This window comes from Thalassoglobus sp. (genome assembly GCF_048270125.1).
Classification (GTDB): domain Bacteria; phylum Planctomycetota; class Planctomycetia; order Planctomycetales; family Planctomycetaceae; genus Thalassoglobus.
Genome location: NZ_JBLWTN010000030.1, coordinates 21726 through 39696, shown reverse-complemented (window position 1 = coordinate 39696; position 17971 = coordinate 21726). Strand labels below are relative to the sequence as shown.

The following is a 17971-nucleotide window of genomic DNA, read 5'->3' as shown; positions in this document are numbered from 1 at the left end:
CAGTCAATGAACCTCTTTAATGAGGAATTTGTCTGAAATAAAACGAAATGCGACAGAAACATTCGTCAGTGCGAGCGAGTCCCTGACTCAGAAAGTGTAAAAAACGATGGCAGATTCAGTTGTTTTGGCATATAGCGGTGGCTTAGACACTTCGGTCCTGGTCGGTTGGCTCATGGACAAGGGATACGACGTCCACTGCTTATACGTCGACCTTGGACAACCGTGTGAGGACATCGAATCGATCTTGCAGAAGGCCCTCGACATTGGTGCCAAAACCTCGATCGCTGTCGATGTTCAAGAAGAATTGTGCCGCGACTTCGCGTTTCCTGTTCTTCAGTGGCAAGCAAAGTACGAAAACATCTACCTCCTTGGGACATCAATTGCCCGTCCATTGATTTCAAAAATCGTTTTACAGAGAGCACGCGAAGTCGGCGCCGTTGCTTATGTTCACGGAGCAACCGGTAAAGGAAACGATCAATGTCGATTCCAACTGGCCGCCGAGGCACTCGACCCGAAAGTGAAAGTGATTGCTCCCTGGCGACTGGATGAGTTTCGTAAGCTCTTCCCAGGCCGCACAGAGATGCTGAACTACTGCGAAGAAAAAAACATCCCCGTCAAGGCGACTGCTTCAAAGCCTTACTCATCTGATGAAAACTGCTTACACATCAGCTACGAAGCGGGTGACCTTGAAGACCCGAACGTTGATGGAATCCCCATCATCGATTTTGGGATGACTGTCTCTCCGCAGGAGGCCCCCGATCAGGAAGCTCTTGTGAAAATTGGCTTCGAATCAGGAGTTCCAACAAGCGTCAATGGGACAGCAATGGGAGCGGCCGAAATCGTTAAGGCTCTCAACCAGCTGGGTGGTGAAAATGGTGTCGGACGCATCGACATTGTCGAGAATCGATTCGTCGGAATGAAAAGCCGAGGAGTTTATGAGGCTCCGGGGATGACCTGCCTGTACGCCGCTCATCAGGCCCTCGAGCAACTCACCGTAGACCGTGACGCCGCCCACTTGCGAGACCGCCTCAGCCCGGAAGTTGCCGAGATGGTTTACAATGGCTTCTGGTACTGTGCGAAAATGGATGCTCTCATGGCCTTCATCAGTCAGCTTCAACAGCCGGTCACAGGTGAAGTGACGTTAGGGCTCTATAAAGGAAACGTCCGCATTGTCGGTCGGACTTCACCTAATTCCCTTTATGACGAAGCGATCGCATCCATGGAAGCAGCTGACGAAGCAGATTATAGCCAAAACGACGCAGAAGGCTTCCTGCGAATTTTGGGAGTTCCACTCCGCGTCCAAGGCAAAGCCCGCCCCAGAAACTACTAGAGTATCTTGCGAATTGGTGTACAGGTTCTGGCCACGCGACGAACAATCTATGAAGTCATGAACGTGAGTCAGGTTTCCAAGCCAATTCGCAGGCAAGGTTCTCAGTTCATATAAAAAGACCAGCTGCACCAAACGTCCGGTGCAGCTGGTCTTCTTTTTTTTCCGACTTCTTACTCGTCATTGAGTTGAGGTGGAGTCAGTTTATGGACTGGAATTTCCAGAAAATCGGCAGGGATTTTCCCGGATTTTGCCATGTCCTGAACGTTCTTCAGAAGTTCATCATCGTTAGCAAAGAGGTTTTCATTTTGAGCGTTCTTAAAATTCATTTTGAATTTCAGTAACTCGATGTCCACATCCTCACTTTCACCTTGTTCCCGCATCCGATCTGTAAACATGATTCCATCGAGATGGTCGGTTTCATGTTGAACGACGCGCGCCGGAAGCTCGGAAAGTTCCATGGCAAACCCCTGCCCTGAGAGATCGAAAGCTTCAATGGTGACTTCCTCGGATCGGTCGACATCACCATAAAGTCCCGGAAGGCTTAAGCAGCCTTCTTCGCCGAGTTCACTCCCTTTTTTCTTTTTGATGATGGGGTTAATGAAAACTAACTCTTCATCGGGGCTGTCCGGGCGGGCAGCGAGATTCACCAGGAAGAATCGGAATGGCAAGCCAACCTGATTGGCAGCCAAGCCGATTCCGTTGGCTTCGTACATCAGGTCAAACATTCGACGAACGACTTTTCGTAAAGTCCCGTCGATTTGTTGAACTTCGACCGATTTGAAAGAGAGTACAGGATGTGGGTAGTGAACAATTTGCATTTTGAGAAATCAGCCCCGGAAGCAAGGCTGTATTAGAGGAGAGGCGAATAAACAGATTTAGAACACTTACGTGTTTCTTGTGCCCGTGGAGAGTGCTTCTCGTGAGGAAAATCACACATCGCCACGAGTCTGAACCCGAGCACCATTTGAAAAGTGGTACGTAACCAGGTTCAATCTTGCCCATGCATTTGACGTGGCGGATATCCTGTCCAGACAAGTGGTTTGGCAAGTTTGTCAGTTTCTTTAGTTTCCAGCGATCTCAGAACTTCCAGGACCGTTCGGTTTTTTGCGAGTTCTTTTCCAAGCTTCTTCAGGACATCGCCCGGAACGGTATTCCCACCTGCCCCGACGCCACCTTCAAGGTAGCTCCCTTTTTGATCGAAAACAGCCCAGTATACCGTTCGCGGATGCCGTTTCGCACCGTCTCGGGTTTTTTCTGCTCCGCCACCTTTGCTGCGCTGGCCACTTACCTGATACAGATCACGACGTTCAAAAATGACCGCGATCACGTTCCAGTCTTTTCCGCCAAACAGTCCAAACATTGTGTTCCCCAAGGAATTCCGGTCTATGAGCCGTAGTCGGTCGCGATTTCATGATGAGACACTCCGACGTTTTAAGACATTGGAGTCGAGTTGAGCTCGATGGTCAATCGTTTGAGCGTGACTCTTTGAAGATTGAGAAACGCAAATGAATTACCCGGCTGATTTTTGAGTCCCTTTCGAAGCTGATGAAATCGTTCGAGGACGCTGCTGTCGATCTGACAGAGCTTCAATTGAGATGTTGTGAACGACTTTTTGAGCGAGTTCGTCCATTTTCATGACCAGTGCGTCGACTCGGCCGGAGAGATACATATACGCAATCAACGATGGAATCGCGACGATTAAACCAGCTGCAGTGGTCACCAAAGCGAGCGCGATACCTGATGCCAGCTGCTCTGTTTTCCCCATTGCACCTGCGAGAGCGATTTGATTGAACGATTTGAGCATCCCCCAAACGGTTCCCAGCAATCCAATTAGCGGAGTCACTGTCGCAACGCCGTTGATCACCTGAAGATGTCGGCGCAGCGAACTGACCTGACGTTCCCCGCCGTCGATGATCGCTTGTTCGACCTCGACACTTGGTTTGCCCCATTTTCGCACACCATGAGCAAAAACATGAGCGACGGGAGAACCATTGTCTTCGCAAATTTGCAGGGCCTCGTCTTTTTCCAATTCCCCCTCTTCAAGCAACTTGAGGAATCGTTGCACAAACGGTTTTGGAATGACTCTCCCACGGCGCAACACCACCACGCGTTCAGTCGTAAACCAGATCGCAATTAAAGTGGCCAGTCCGAATGGCAGAATCCAGTAACCGAGTGACAGAAAGATTTCAATGACATTGGTCGGCAAACCGACCTTTTCGGCCGGCCCAGCTTCGCCCTCAGCGGCGAGAATCTCTGCACTTGGGTCGAATTCCGGGAATTCAGCAGTTTCTCCGACAAGAGGAATATTTTGCTCTGAAAGATTCACATCCTGAGCCGCGACGGGAATCATAAAGCAAAACAGCAGTAAAGCTCCGGGCATTGCTGCGCGCAGTCTTTGGTGAAGAGTCGTTTGAATTGGCTCCATCATGGAGAGGCTCTTTTAATTCTGAGTACATTTCGGCCAGGTGAAATAACCAGTTGCCGAGTATGGAAACGCAATGGCTCAGTAACACATGAACTTGCGAAGGACTTCGTTTTCAAAAACCTTCACAAGCTACCTGAAATTGCTTTGATTGACAGGCATGACGCCCTCTTCTCTGGCCCACTGAAACGAACAAGTCATGACAGGACAGTCACTTGCGTCGAGTCCACATCACGGCCTGTGTTATAAATCTGGAAATACTTGTTCGATCTCCACCAGCTGTTTTTTCGCTTCTTCGAGGTGCTGACTTTCAGGGAATTCTTTAATCAAAGTCCTGTACGACTGCACGGCGCCTTTCCAGTTTTTTAGCGAAACATCGCATCGTGCTGCTTGATAGAGGGCGGCTGCTTCGTATTCAGGAGAGTCGTATGCTGCGTAAACTCGATAAAACTCCTTCAGCGCAGCTTTGTAATTCTTCTCTTTTAGTAAGGATTCGGCAATACGAAACTGAGCTTCCGCAGCTGATTCGGTCCCTTTTCCTGATTTCGACTGAATTGCCCGAGTATAGGCGGCACGTGCTTCGACAAACTTCGCCTGTTGTTCTAGAGCCCTCCCGACGAGAAGTTCAGCCCGATGGACCAGTTTTGAATCAGGCGAAAGCGTGTTCAGCTCTTCAACGGTCTTCGTGAGATTTTGATAATCTTTGGCTTCCAGCAAACTCTCTGCTTTCAACAGCCAGACATCTTCCCACCAGGTCGGCTTCTCTTCTTTCGATTGCCCCGAAAGTTGAGTCATCAATTCAGAAAGAATCGCAGAAGCATCAGAGGCTCGCGACAGGTGTAACAGGGACTCGGCAGTTCGATAGCGAACATAGAGTCGATGTGTATTCTCTGGAAATTCCGTTTCCAATGTGTTGCAGTCTGCCAGAACCTGCTCCCATTCTCCCGCTTCAGCGTCGAGGTCGACGAGGTGGACAAGCGATCGCTGGCGGACGAAGTCGTCAACGGTTTTGTTTGTCGCGAGTTTTCGGAAAGCGGTTTCTGCCTCAGCTTGTTTACCAGAAAATCTCAGGCTCTCTGCCAGAATCAGCGAGGCGTCATCGACTAAATCACTCGTGGGGGTTTCTTCGATCAGCAAATTGAAAAGTTCGTCCGCCCGGGTGTAATCCTGGTCGTTGTAGTGCATGTCCGCCCATTCGTAGATCAGCTTATCCAGCTCAGCATTCTTAATTTCCGGAAGTGCTTGAATCCGTTCGAAGGCTGCTTTGTAGTAGTTTTCTGCGATCGCATTCTTCATCAGATCACGAGAAACGCGAGCAGCTCCCTTGGCTAAGCTGTAGATTGTTTGCAGCGCTTCGGGGTCCGCACCTTGTGTGTTTGCTTGATACTTTTCCAGTGCGTGTTCGTACACGGACAGTGCAGCTTCGGTTTCTCCGGCTTGACGATGCGCCATTCCCAGCATGTACCAGGCATGCGTCCCCAGCTTGAGGTCATCGCTTTGAGCTTCAGTTAGCTTCTCGAAGGCTTTGGCAGATTCCGCAAATTTTTCTTGCTGATAGAGTGCATGTCCGAGCCCAGAGAGACCTGCGAGATAATATTCGTTGCCTGACTTCTCTGCCGTGGCGATCTGGAAGAAGGATTCTGCTTGCGGCCACAATTTTGCGTCGTACGCAGCATCGCCAGCTGCCAGGCTTAACCGATGTCGCTCGGCCGATTCCGGATCGTGTTCTTTAAGACGATCAAGATTAGTGGTGACATTCTCCCAGTCTTGCTTCGCAATCTGGGCTGCAACAAGTCCGGTATACCCATCCTGAAGAAGTTTGCTAGACGTCGCGTCCTTCAAGAAAGCTTCGTAGTCGAGAATGGCGTTGTCGTAATCTTTCTTTCGCAGATGCGCGTTTGCTCTCAGAAGTAGAGCATCATAATCCAGTTGAGACATGGGCGCATTTTCGACGACCGAAGAGAGTACGGCAATGAGTGTGTCGTCATCACCTAATCGTTCGTAAGCCCGAGCCAATTGAAACTGTGCCAGTTTTTTTGTCTCATCGACTTTTGTTGTCTCCACGACATTTTTTAGTAACTCCGCAGCTTGCTGGTAGACTGCCTCCCTCTCAGGAGATGCGACCTCAAGTTGATCTCCGCGAGCCATTAAAATTCGCCCGAACAACAAGTCTTGAACCTGTTTTAAGCCTCCATCGGCATAGCGAGATTGAAAGAGTTCATTGAGGGCTTCTGCCTTCTTGAAATCGCCCATTTGAAAAGCCGCTTCGCAAGCGGAATGAACTGAATCATCGGAGTACTTCCCTTCTGGCCATTGAGTGTATACCGATTCGAAAAGTTGCAGGGCTAGTTCGTAATTTCCTAAACGGAGTTCGGCATCTCCTCGCTGGAAGTAAATATTTTCTGCCAACGGCTGATCCGGCTCGGCTAACAATGACTCCTGGAAAATCTTTGAAGCCTGCGCATATTCACCAAGCGACTTGTAACTCAGGGCGGCCCAGTACTGTGCCGTCAGCGCCTGGTCTTCTGACTCAGCCGCTTTTTCAAATCGCTGGATAGCATTTCTAAACTCTCTAGACTGATATTCTGCGTATCCAGCATTCAGAAATGCTAAAGGGACCAGTCGATGTTTCGGCTGTGCGGTTGTGAGGGCGAGAAACGCCTGATCTGCTTCCTTGTACTTTCCCTGACTGAACAACGATGCTGCGAAATGGAATTGAGCATCTCCGGCGTGGGGGTTCGTGGACTCGGCAGCGATTTTGCGATAGAGAGCTTCTGCCCTCTCCGATTGCCGGTCGACTTCTAGTGCACGTGCCAACCCGTACTCCGCTTCACTCTTCAGATGACCATCTTTGTAGTCATTCAATGATTTTTCGAAGGAGCGAATCGCTTCTTTATTTTTGTTGAGTTGAAACTGCGAATGCGCAAGATAGACAATTGCCCATTCAGCCAACTCGTGGTCTCCATACTCATTGAGGAATCGTGTCAATTCCTGCTCAGCGGCTTTGGCATCATTTAAAAAGTAGCTGCACTCGCCAAGACGGTACATGGCCAACGGACGATCTGAGACCGCTTTGGGATTACTGAGATACGCTCGGAACTGTGTTCTGGCGGCGTCGAAATCAGACAGATGAACCAGAGACTGCCCCCAGTACAAATGAGCCATCGGAACCTGAACGTGTTCCGGGTATTTGTTGATAAATTCTTCACAAGCTTCGCCAGCCATTTTCCAGCGTTGCTGTTTATAGAATTGAACAGCCAGGTTGTAGTCGCCAACTGCATCCGCTGCAGCAATTGTGGGGAATAGAAAAAACATGACCGCTGCCAGTCCAACTGACAAGCCTGATCGTCGCAGCCCCAATAATCGCAGGTCCACCATTTGCCACCTTGCAAGTCTGGGCAGCGATGCAAACTTGAACCGTCTTGCAAACTTGAACCATGTTGCAAATATCGATCGACTCGCCGAAACTTGAGGCAAGCCTGTCACGCAAGGGTCACTCTTCAAAACGTTCATGTGAAAGTTCGGCAGGTGGGTGAGACTTCTATTCAGCGAAGGAGAGATCAAATCAGCAAGTATTTCTTGTAGAATACTCCCGTTTAGACACCTTCTATCCTACAGGCGACAGTCACAACCCGACAAGTGGCTGGCCTCAACTCCCGTGAAAATCATGAACTGTGCTCCGAGGAGGAATCTGCAAGAGTCACCTGGATTACCCAAGGTGACGGGCAATTCAGGATCACTTCGAAATGCGAGAATCTGCTGGCATCTCAGTTTTCTCTTCCGACTCAGTAGTTGTTTAGTATGACCGAGACTATTCTCAGCGAACACAGTAAGTTCAAGCAATCATCATCTTCGACCTTATTCGGCCTCGGCCACTGACTATTCCCCGGAGATCACTCCAACCTGAAACCTGTGATCTTCGACGACCTCAACACACCCTCCATGTCCCCAAACGCCCCGAGTCATTCAGAGCAATTCGCCAATCAACTCGCCCGCTTGAAGTATCCGGCGGTGGCGTTTCTGACTGCAATGACCTTGATACTCGCGATTCCCGCGTCACAACTCCGATTTGACGAGGCGGTTGAGTCCTTCTTCTCCAGTGAGTCCCCACTTCTTCAGGAGTACCTCATCAGTAAACAAGCTTTCGGTGGAGATGAATTTCTCATCGTCGGCTATGCGGTTGATGATCCAACCAGTTCGGAGACTTTGGATGACATGGAGTCTTTTTCCGCAACACTTTCGCAGATCCCGGGGATTCTCCCAGAAAGCATGCAGGATCTGGCCTCCATCATGCGAAACGATCGCGCTCCACGTTGGATGAGACTGGCGATGCGATTGCCCGCTTTCGAAAGGTCGATACTGCGAGAATCGCGAAGAATGCTTATCAGCGACGATGATCGTACCGTCGCAATTGCGATGCGGCTTGAAGACGAAAACAAGTCAACCGTTTCCAGAGCGGAAACTTTTCGCCTCGTTCGAGAAGCTGTCCATCAACACAACCCCGAAGCTGTTGTCGCAGGTGAACCGCTTCAGGTCCACGACATGTTTCAATACGTGGAAACGGACTCTCGAACATTAGGGATTGCCTCTTCTCTATTGCTCATGGTGGTGATTCTGATTCTGTTTCGAAACATTCGGTGGGTCGTCCTTCCGATTGTGCTGATTCAATGCACCTTGATCTGGACACAAGGTCTCCTTGCATTCACCGGCATGAAGCTGAGTATGGTCAGTTCCATGTTGAATTCGTTGGTGACAATCATCGGTGTTGCCACGACGATGCATATCACGGTCACCTATCGAGAGCTACGGCTCACTCACTCTCGGAAAGATTCCTATCGTTTAACATTCAAACGGCTCGCTGGGCCGATTAGCTGGACCTGCATTACAACCGCAGTCGGCTTTGCGGCGTTGCTCATCAGCCGGATTGTGCCTGTCCAAAGCTTTGCCATCATGATGACACTGGCGACTCTTCTCATCCCAGTTCTATGTTGTCTGCTGTTTCCTTTTGGCATCCTTGTCGGTCAGGCTCAAGCCGACCCGAACCCTCCTATCGGAGAAGATCGACTTGTGGCCATATTAAAATCTCTCAGTCGCTGGGCGAACCGCCACGCCCTCGGATTGTGCTTGTTGACTGTCTCCCTGTTTGGCCTCACGTTTCTTGGGCTGCTCCGACTGACAGTCGAAACCGACTTCAGTAAAAACTTCCGAGAGCAAAGCCCCATTGCTCAAGCCATCCAGTATTTTGAAAACCGCATGGGAGGAGTCGGGAGTTGGGAGATCGGGTTTTCTGCACCTGAAACGTTGACAGAAGAAACTCTGGATCAGGTTCGGGAACTGTCGACGAGATTAAGAGAGATCGAATTAGAAGATGGCACGAAGCTGACAAAGGTCGTCTCGCTGACAGATGGTCTGGACCTTGTCCCACGTGTCCCGATTGATTCCTCGAAGCGAAGTCGTCTCTTACCGATCATGCGACTTCGCAAGTCGACACTCGAAGAAAAGCGTGAATTTCTCACGACGCTGCAACCTGAAATGGAGAGCTCGCTCTACAACTCTTCGCAGCAACGCATGAGAATCATGCTGAGAGCCCTTGAACAACAACCGGCAGAGGTGAAATTAAAATTGATCGCTGAAGTTGAAAAAGTCAGCAGAGAAATTTTCCCGGATTCCACTGCGACTGGATTATATGTTTTGTTGGCCAACATGATTTCCAGCCTGCTCAACGACCAATTATTCAGCTTCCTGATTGCTTCGGCAGGCGTTGCCTTGACGATGGGAATTGCGTTCCGAAATCTTACGATTGGACTTCTCTCGCTGATTCCGAATCTGCTTCCTATCCTCGTCTTGATCGGCACCATGGGATTGCTCGGAGTCCCAGTCAACATCGGAACCGCGATGATTGCCAGCGTCTCAATGGGGCTCACTGTCGACTCAACAATCCACTACCTGAGCACTTACCTGCGACTTCGTAAAAGCGGTGTCGACCATCTCGCTGCGACGGAAAGTGCTCATGGACAAGTCGGCCTCGCACTCGTACTTGCCAACCTGGCTCTGGTCGCAGGCTTCAGCGTGTTGACGATGTCTAATTTTGTCCCGCTTGCGGATTTTGGCATTCTGGTCAGCATCGCCATGCTGGGTGGATTGGTCAGCAACATCTTCCTGATGCCGGTTCTGCTTCAATGGGTTCGGATCGAGCCGACTTCGTCTGAACCGATTTCGATGGAACCTGCCCAGATCCCGGCTTGATCGAACCGTTAAGCAACGGAATTCAAGGCGACAGCAGGTCTTTTCGCCCCGTGTACTTCTCAACCGCATCGGGATTGAGTTCCAAACCGAGGCCGGGGGACGTCGGAATTTCGAGAGTTCCCTCTTCGTCGAGGCTCCAAGCGTTCAAGACAATCTCGTCGATGAAAGGGGAACCGGTAAGGTATTCGACGAAATTGGTTCTGGGGAACGCCGATGCCAAATGCAAATCCGCAGCCAATCCGACCGCAGTATTCCAGCCATGTGGAATGAATTGAATCCCATTGTCTTGCGCCATCCAGGCGATGCGGCGTTCCTCGCTGATCCCACCCACTTTCGTGACGTCGGGCTGCACAATGTCGAATGCCTGCCCCTGCAGCCAAGGCACAAATTCCTGACGCCGCGTTAACACCTCGCCACCAGAAACAGGAACGGGAGAATGTTCACGAAGCCGTTTGAAATCGTCCAGCGAATCAGGAGTGAGCGGTTCCTCAAACCACGTGACGTCGTAATCTGCAAGCATGCTGGAAGTGCGCAGTGCCCACTTGTAACCATTCGGCCAGAAAGCGTCACTTCCTCCGGCATCGACCATTAACTTCGCATCATCACCAATCGCGTTTCGGGCCGCTTTGACAATTTCTTCATCATGCTTAAACGATTCTCTGCGACCAAACGGTCCCCAACCGATTTTGAATGCCCGAAAACCTTCGCTCATCACCGGCTCGAGCCGGTCTTTCATTTTCTCAGGTTCGTCCATCAACAATGAGGCGTAGGGTTGGACCCGCTCACGGTATCTGCCGCCGAGCAATCGCCCCACCGGTTGCCCTGTCGCTTTTCCCAAGATGTCCCAAAGTGCAATGTCGATCCCGCTGATAGTGTGGGTGATAGCACCTCCGCGTCCTAACCAGAAAGTATTCTGATGCAGTTTCTCGCTCACACGCTCTGGCTCAAGAGCGTTTTCGCCCTCGTAAATTGGCTTCAGCACATCAAGCGATGCCTGCACGAGATCACTATTCGTGAAGACACTGCCAAGCCCGATAATATCAGCATCTGTGAGAACAACGATCAGCGTGTGGACACAATCATCAGGTTGAATTTCGGTGCTCCAGCCCCCTTCAGGAGTCGCACCGTGTAGCCCAGCGCAGCGAATTTCTGTGATCTTCATTTGCTTTCCAACCTTACGACAACTGTTCTTGTGCCCACTTCGCAAGTTGCTCACGATTGATCTTCACGTTGTGGCGAGTGTCAACCGGCAAGCTGCGATGAAAGAGAATGGTCTCAATTGATTGTGTCAGTTCAGAGGCTTTCCCGAGAGCCAGCAATTCGTCGTGAAACTTTTGAAGCGCTACTGAATTTTCTGGAAACTCTCCCGCCTCTGGCTCAACAACAATGACTGGGCATTGATTCGGTTTTTCTCCAATTCCGACAAGTGCTGAACGGTAGACTTTTGGGTGTTCATTGAAAATCGCTTCACACTTCACCGAAAAATGTCGTGTGCCTTTCACTTCAACGATGTGAGCTTTTCGCCCGCAAAACCAAAGTTGCTGTTCGTTGTCGAAGTATCCGACATCACCAATTCGATGCCAGAAACGATCCCCATCTGCGATCTTTGCAAGCGCAGTCGCTTCTGCACGTTGAAAATACTCTCGAGTGACGGAAGGACTCTGAACGATGATCTCACCGATTTCGCCATGTGGCAGCTCTTGTGCGTCGGCAATGGATGAAATTGGTCCCTCGGTGATTTCAATGATTTTAACATCCACTCCGGGAAACGTCTTTCCGACACATGTCCCTTCACCTCGACCGGTTCTGTTCGCGGTTTCATTGAGAACCTGCGAACCACCAATCGAAGCGACCGGCAAACTTTCAGTTGCTCCGTAGGGAGTGAAGAGGTCCGCTCCCGGCTTGGTAATCACTTTTTGCATCCGTTTCAAAACGTGGACTGGAACCGGTCCGCCAGCAGACAGAGCACGGTTGATGGTCGGAAACGTTACGCCATTCTCAACGCAATATCTGCCGACACGATTCCAGAACGCCGGAGACCCGAACGCCTGTGTGACTTTAAATTTTTCGATGTCCCGAATCATTTTTTCTGGATCGACCTGAGCAGGCTTTGTCGGGTCCATCTCAGGAATGACTGTCGTCACACCCATCGCAGCGTTGAACAGTCCAAACAGGGGAAACCCCGGCAAGTCCACCTCGCCCGGCTCAATCCCGTAATAGGCCTGAATCATCTCGACCTGAGCATCGAACATCCCATGTTCATAGGCAACGCCTTTGGGGGGACCAGTGCTTCCGGAAGTGAAGATGATGGCCGCAAGGTCTTCCCGTTTCGTCTTTGCGATCTTGAACGAATCGATGTTGGACTTCTTCAGTTCACTCAGCTTGCCAATGACTCCCGGCATCCAGCGGCTGGATGAGATATTGAATTTCGCATTCGGAAACTTACGACGATTCAATAGACGAACAAAATGAACCAGCGGAATCGCTACAAATCCATCCGGGTTGACCTCTTCAAGGCAACGGAAGATGTTCGTGCGGCCCATTCCCGGGTCGATCAAAACTATCGTTGCTCCGGTTTTGAAGAGAGCAAATGTCAGCGAGATAAAGTCGATACTGAATGGGATAAACAGTACGAGCTTCATGCCCGGCCCGCAGCCTCGTTCTCGCAGTCCGGCAGCGATTCGGTCTGACTCTTCGTCGAGTTCCTGAAAACTCAACTGTCGGTAGACAACCTGACCGTCACGCCTGGTCTTGATTGTTTCGACGACCGCTGTTTGATTCGGATTGAGCTTGGCGAAGTTGCTGAAGCGAAGGGCAATATTGACAGATTCAGTCATCGATTGAGACATCACTCATCGGCAAGCACGCCATGGTGTAAAGCATGTTCTGGCTTTCACATTGCTCTCGATAAGAGGCAGGCATCGCTTCCAGTGCAGCATCGTCCCATTCCAGGATGACTTTAGATGTCGCACCCCGGCCTTGTGTTTCGAGAACCATCCCAGTCCACGACTCAATGATCACGTCCGGATACTCCGGCATGCAAACACCTTCATTGACCCGAACACGTTGTCCCGCGCTCGGCTTTGAAGACTTCCGTTTTGCCATTACTACTATCCTGTGGACCTGAATTGGCATCTCTCTCGGGATGTCCCGCACGCCCGTTGGCGTACGCATCAAACGTCGTTGAATGCCAATTCAATAAAACGATCTACGACTCTTTCTTCATGAAAGAACCAGTCTGTGTGCAGAGTAGTCAGTCCGAGGGAATATCGTCAAACCGACTTCGGGGAAACTCTCGATGTGTTGTTTATTTTCTAGAGCAGTTTGCTCTACCGTGTGCCCGTGAAGGACGCATTTCTCTAGTAAAAATACTGTTCGCCACGAGGCAGAACCTGCAAACCAATTCGAAAGATGCTCTAGAGCATTTTCAATGATTTCGAGCCCTAATGGGCGTTTTCATGGCTTCAGAGTTCGAAAGCTGCTCTCAAAATAATTACCATTTTTCCACTGGCCCCGAGGGAACTGGCACGTGCATCTCCGGCAACAGCCCCGTTCTCGAACCACCCACCGGACCAGCCTCGCTGATTGCGTCGAGCGCGATTTGTAATTCATCCCGATCTCGTGCGGTTTGAAATTGGTGGCGAAGTGCTTTCCGCACACGCATTCCTTTGAGATACCAGTGCCCCATCTTTCGGAACATCACAACCGCTCGGCGCGGACCGACCAACTCTTCCAGATACCCGAATTGACGCATCATCAGGTTAAGACGCTCGTCGAAATTCCCCGGGGGCTGAACTGCTCCAGTCGTTTCCCATTCAACTAGTTGACGGAAGATCCAAGGATTTGCCAAGGCACCACGTCCTATCGAAATCCCCTGACAGCCAGTCTCCTGGAACATCCGCTGTGCATCTTCGACATTAAGGATATCCCCGTTTCCGATTACCGGGATCACCTCGACCGCCTCGACAACCTTGCGAATTCCTTCTCGATTGACTGATCCTCGAAAGCCTTGCTCTCGAGTCCGCCCATGTATTGCCACCGCCACAACGCCGACCTGTTCAAACTCTCTGGCAAACTTGGGAGCGGTCAGTTGTGTGTCGTCCCAGCCAAGACGCATTTTAACGGTTACCGGAATCGAGACAGCATCGACCACAGTTTGGACAAGTTCGATCGTTTTATTGACCGAACACATCATCGCGGACCCGGCCCCTCCACTGGTAATCCGGTCGACCGGGCATCCCATATTGATATCAATCGAGTCGACACCATATTCGACAAGAAACTGAGCCGCATCACGCATTTCGATGGGATCTGGACCAAAGATCTGGACGGAGTACGGAGTATCGACCTCGTGAGTTTTGATCAGCTGGATCGATTTTTCATTCTTCTCTAACAATCCCCGAGCGCTTACAAGATCAGTCGTGCAGAGGCCCACACCTCCGATTTCTCGACAAACTCGACGAAACGGCAAGTTGGTAAACCCTGCCAATGGTGAAAGCAAATACCTCGATGGCAGCGTGAGCGAACCAAACTGCAGCGTTTGTGGGGCGAGAGATCGTTCTTGATGATTCGACGAAGTCATGGAAGTAGATTGAGTGCGAAAAATGAGTTGGTCTGCGGCACATCATAGCGCGGCCGATGAAGCCCGCAACTCAAGTGGGTGATGAATAGTAAAGCTGCGACTGGAAATTCGCGGAGAACAGTCCATCACTTTGATCTGAGAGTAGCATAAATGATATCTTCCCGGTGTAAAAAAACGCCATCTCCTGAAGACTTTTGAAACGCCTCTTCAAGAGAAAATGAACTCAGGAATAGCACTGCAAGGTGCTGGAACCTAAATTACCTGTTCAAGAAAGATTCAGACACGACGACAAACCAGAAGACGGAATCAAATGCCCAAATCGAAAGTTGTCATTACCGATTTCATCAACCCACCTCTCCATCATGAAGAGAAGATTTTGGGTGACATTGCAGATGTACAAGCTCTGAACGCTTACTCTGAGGATGATCTTATCGGGAAGATCGAAAACGCTGACGCGATCATGCTGTACCATTTCATCTCCCTCACAGAAAAGACGATCAATCGCCTGGAAAACTGCAAGCTGATTGTCCGATGCGGCGTCGGCTTCGACAATGTGGACAGAGCGCTGGCTAGGGAAAAGGGGATCAACGTCGCTAATGTCCCTGATTACGGAACCGAAGAGGTCGCAGACTCTGCTATCGGAATGATGCTCACACTGACGCGGGGAGTTCATTATATGAACAACCGCTTACAGCGTGGTGCAGGCCCGTGGATCTATGAACAAGTGAAGCCGACTCACCGTCTTCGCGGCAGAACCTTCGGCATCATTGGTGTTGGTCGGATCGGGACAGCGACAGCGCTGAGGGCAAAGGCCTTGGGGATGCGGGTGATTTATTACGATCCACACGTTCCTGATGGACGCGATAAATCGCTGGGGATTGAGCGAATCGAAGAACTGGACGACCTTCTTTCTCAGTCGGATGTTGTCAGCGCACACTGTCCTCGTACTGACGAAACTCAACATCTGCTCAACGACGAAACCATCGCCAAGATGAAACCGGGGGCGTTTCTGGTCAATACTGCACGAGGCGGGGTCGTCGATGCCCATGCAGTCCTGAGAGCAATCGAAGGAGATCATTTGCGAGGAGCGGCACTCGATGTTCTCGAAACCGAGCCTCCTCAAGATGATGATCCGCTCATGGTCGCCTGGAGAGATCCCTCTCACCCGGCGTATGATCGACTCATCCTCAATCCACACGCAGCTTTCTATTCCGAGGAAGGGTTGGATGACATGAGAATCAAAGGGAGCCAGAACTGTCTGCGGGTCCTCAGCGGTCAAAAACCACGAAATGTGGTGAACTGACCCTCTTCAGGTCAAGTTTTTGTGACAAAATTCCGGTTCTCATCAAAGTTTCAACAAAATTCCTTCACGGAAGCAGCGAGGGACACTTGACGAGGTGAGTTCCAAACGACATGATTCGCTTTTCCCCTGAAAAGGATGAGGGGGGATGATTGCGTGGTTAGATGCTCTAACAATTTAGATGCCCTGGCAACACTCTTGTTAGACGCCCTGAAATCCTGTTGAAACCGTACATTTGGAACCATTGCCAAACAGTCGATTTCAATCACTTGCTCAGGTTTTGTTAGAGCTAATTAGTATCGTAAGTCCAAGCTATATCGGGAATTAGATTTAATGGGACGTTACACCGGACCCAAAGCGAGAATCAATCGCCGTCTCGGTTTTCAAGTTTTTGAAAACGCGGGCGCTGTTCGAGCATTTGAACGCAAAGAATATCCACCAGGGATGGCTCAACGTCGACGCAAAACCAGCAACTATGGTTTGGCTCTCGTTGAAAAGCAGAAGATCAAATTCTATTACGGTCTTCGCGAAAAACATCTCCGTCGATACTTCGACAAAGCCCGACGTATTAAAGGGAACACCGGAGAGAATCTGATGATTCTTTGCGAGCGACGAATGGACAATGTTGTCCGTCGAGCCGGGTTCACCAAATCACGTCCGCAAGCACGCCAGGGAATTGTCCATGGGCACTTCCTCATCAACGGTCGCCGTGTAGACCGTCCATCATTCATGGTGAAAGCTGGCGACAAAATCACAGTTAAGAACCGCCCGAATCTCAAGCAGCTCTACAAAGAGCTCAGCGATGATTCCGGTGACACAGGTTGCAGCTGGGTCAACTTTGATGGTGACGAACTCACCGCCATCGTCACCTCACTGCCAACATTTGACGATGTCAGCCTTCCGGTTGACGTCGGACAAGTTGTCGCGTTCCTGTCGCGATAGTCAAAACAGAATCAAAACGGCGATCTGGAGTCTCTCCCGATTGCCGTTTTTTTTTGCGCTGAACCGATCTCCCACCTGAACCAAATTGTTATAACGAGGCTTCATTAAAACTCAACGAGGTACAGTATGTCAGGTGAAAAGAATGTGAATCGACGCCAACTGCTCGCTGGGGCCGCCCTGGCTGGAGTAATTGGACTCAACAGTTTCGCACAAGACCCGAAGCGGAAAGCGTCTCAGGAACAGCCGCTTCCCTCAGTGAAGCGAGCTCCTCGAATCGCAACGTCGACTTACTCGTACTGGAGATTTCGCCCTGACACGAAATTGAGCATTGAAGAGTGCATTGACCTCGCTGCCAATGCCGGATTCGACGGTGTTGAAGTCCTGCATATTCAAATGCAGGATGAATCAAACGCCGCATTGCAACGAATTAAACAGCGTGCTTTCCGCAACGGAATTGACCTCTGTGGGTGCTCAACACATCAATCTTTCGTTTCTCCCGATCCCGACAAGCGACAGAGAAATATCGACCATACTATCCACTGCATCGAACTTGCTTACGCTCTCGGCATCCCTACGATCCGCGTCAACACCGGGCGATGGGGCACAATCAAGAGCTTCGACGAACTCATGGCGAAAAAGGGAATCGAGCCAATCCTTCCGGGACACACCGAAGACGAAGGATTCAAATGGGTCATCGATTCGCTGGAAAAGTGCCTTCCCAAAGCGGAAGAATGTGGCGTCGTGCTGGGACTTGAAAACCACTGGGGCCTGGGAAGGACAGCTGAAGGCGTCATCCGAGTGATTGATGCCATCGACTCCCCTTGGCTGCAAGCAACACTCGACACCGGAAATTTCCTGGAGCGGCAGTATGAGCAATACGAACTACTCGCTCCGTACGCAGCCTTCGTTCAAGCCAAAACATATTTCGGCGGAGGGACGTGGTACACCCTCGAAATCGATTATGAGCGCGTCGCCAAAATTCTTTCTGATGTGAACTACACCGGATACGTTTCGCTCGAATTCGAAGGCAAAGAGGCTCACGAAACCGCTATTCCTAGAAGCCTCCAAATGCTTCGCAAAGCGTTTGGCGAGTGACCCGATTCAGAAATCAAGCTCTTTGGAACATTTTGTTCTACCCTGTGCCCGTGA

The 17971-nt window shown here is 50.5% G+C and carries 13 protein-coding genes; 5 read left to right on the top strand and 8 right to left on the bottom strand.

All coding sequences use genetic code 11. The features are described 5' to 3' along the window. Positions 1-106: 106 nt before the first annotated feature. On the top strand, positions 107-1330 hold the full coding sequence (locus tag ACN0YR_RS21795; RefSeq protein WP_417851325.1) for an argininosuccinate synthase: 1224 nt from the start codon (positions 107-109) through the stop codon (positions 1328-1330). Between the two features lie 170 nt (positions 1331-1500). On the opposite strand, the gene def is transcribed toward ACN0YR_RS21795, so the two are convergent. The 4 genes from def to ACN0YR_RS21775 form a co-directional block, all read right to left on the bottom strand. Continuing rightward, positions 1501-2148 carry a peptide deformylase gene (gene def, locus ACN0YR_RS21790; RefSeq protein ID WP_417851324.1) on the bottom strand — a complete coding sequence of 216 codons (648 nt, stop codon included), beginning with the start codon at positions 2146-2148 and terminating at the stop codon, positions 1501-1503. A 170-nt stretch (positions 2149-2318) separates the two neighbouring features. Further along, positions 2319-2690, bottom strand: a complete 372-nt coding sequence (locus tag ACN0YR_RS21785) for a hypothetical protein (protein ID WP_417851323.1) — start codon at positions 2688-2690, stop codon at positions 2319-2321. 150 nt (positions 2691-2840) lie between these two features. After that, positions 2841-3758 carry a MotA/TolQ/ExbB proton channel family protein gene (locus tag ACN0YR_RS21780; protein WP_417851322.1) on the bottom strand — a complete coding sequence of 306 codons (918 nt, stop codon included), beginning with the start codon at positions 3756-3758 and terminating at the stop codon, positions 2841-2843. A gap of 237 nt (positions 3759-3995) precedes the next feature. Next, positions 3996-7130, bottom strand: coding sequence for a tetratricopeptide repeat protein (locus ACN0YR_RS21775; protein WP_417851321.1), 3135 nt, complete (start codon positions 7128-7130; stop codon positions 3996-3998). 564 nt (positions 7131-7694) lie between these two features. Between ACN0YR_RS21775 and ACN0YR_RS21770 the strand changes: the two genes are divergently transcribed. Then, positions 7695-9998: an efflux RND transporter permease subunit gene (locus ACN0YR_RS21770; protein WP_417851320.1), complete on the top strand. Its 2304-nt coding sequence runs from the start codon at positions 7695-7697 to the stop codon at positions 9996-9998. Positions 9999-10020: 22 nt separating this feature from the next. Here the strand turns inward: ACN0YR_RS21770 and ACN0YR_RS21765 are convergent, their stop codons facing one another. The 4 genes from ACN0YR_RS21765 to dusB all read right to left on the bottom strand — a co-directional run bounded on the left by ACN0YR_RS21765 (position 10021) and on the right by dusB (position 14580). Then, positions 10021-11160 carry a mandelate racemase/muconate lactonizing enzyme family protein gene (locus ACN0YR_RS21765; protein ID WP_417851319.1) on the bottom strand — a complete coding sequence of 380 codons (1140 nt, stop codon included), beginning with the start codon at positions 11158-11160 and terminating at the stop codon, positions 10021-10023. A 13-nt stretch (positions 11161-11173) separates the two neighbouring features. Then, positions 11174-12835 (bottom strand): fatty acid CoA ligase family protein, encoded by a 1662-nt coding sequence (locus ACN0YR_RS21760; protein ID WP_417851318.1) that lies wholly within the window; start codon positions 12833-12835, stop codon positions 11174-11176. Next, entirely contained in the window at positions 12828-13103 is a 276-nt protein-coding gene (locus ACN0YR_RS21755; RefSeq protein ID WP_145199093.1) for a hypothetical protein, read from the bottom strand. The genes ACN0YR_RS21760 and ACN0YR_RS21755 overlap by 8 nt, the downstream gene beginning before the upstream one ends. A gap of 388 nt (positions 13104-13491) precedes the next feature. Further along, complete coding sequence (gene dusB, locus ACN0YR_RS21750; protein ID WP_417851317.1) at positions 13492-14580, bottom strand: tRNA dihydrouridine synthase DusB; 1089 nt, start codon at positions 14578-14580, stop codon at positions 13492-13494. A gap of 310 nt (positions 14581-14890) precedes the next feature. Between dusB and ACN0YR_RS21745 the strand changes: the two genes are divergently transcribed. The 3 genes from ACN0YR_RS21745 to ACN0YR_RS21735 all read left to right on the top strand — a co-directional run bounded on the left by ACN0YR_RS21745 (position 14891) and on the right by ACN0YR_RS21735 (position 17917). After that, on the top strand, positions 14891-15883 hold the full coding sequence (locus ACN0YR_RS21745) for a C-terminal binding protein (protein WP_417851316.1): 993 nt from the start codon (positions 14891-14893) through the stop codon (positions 15881-15883). Positions 15884-16213: 330 nt separating this feature from the next. After that, on the top strand, positions 16214-16822 hold the full coding sequence (gene rpsD / locus ACN0YR_RS21740; protein ID WP_417851315.1) for a 30S ribosomal protein S4: 609 nt from the start codon (positions 16214-16216) through the stop codon (positions 16820-16822). A 126-nt stretch (positions 16823-16948) separates the two neighbouring features. Next, positions 16949-17917, top strand: a complete 969-nt coding sequence (locus tag ACN0YR_RS21735) for a sugar phosphate isomerase/epimerase family protein (protein WP_417851314.1) — start codon at positions 16949-16951, stop codon at positions 17915-17917. The last annotated feature ends 54 nt before the right edge of the window (positions 17918-17971 follow it).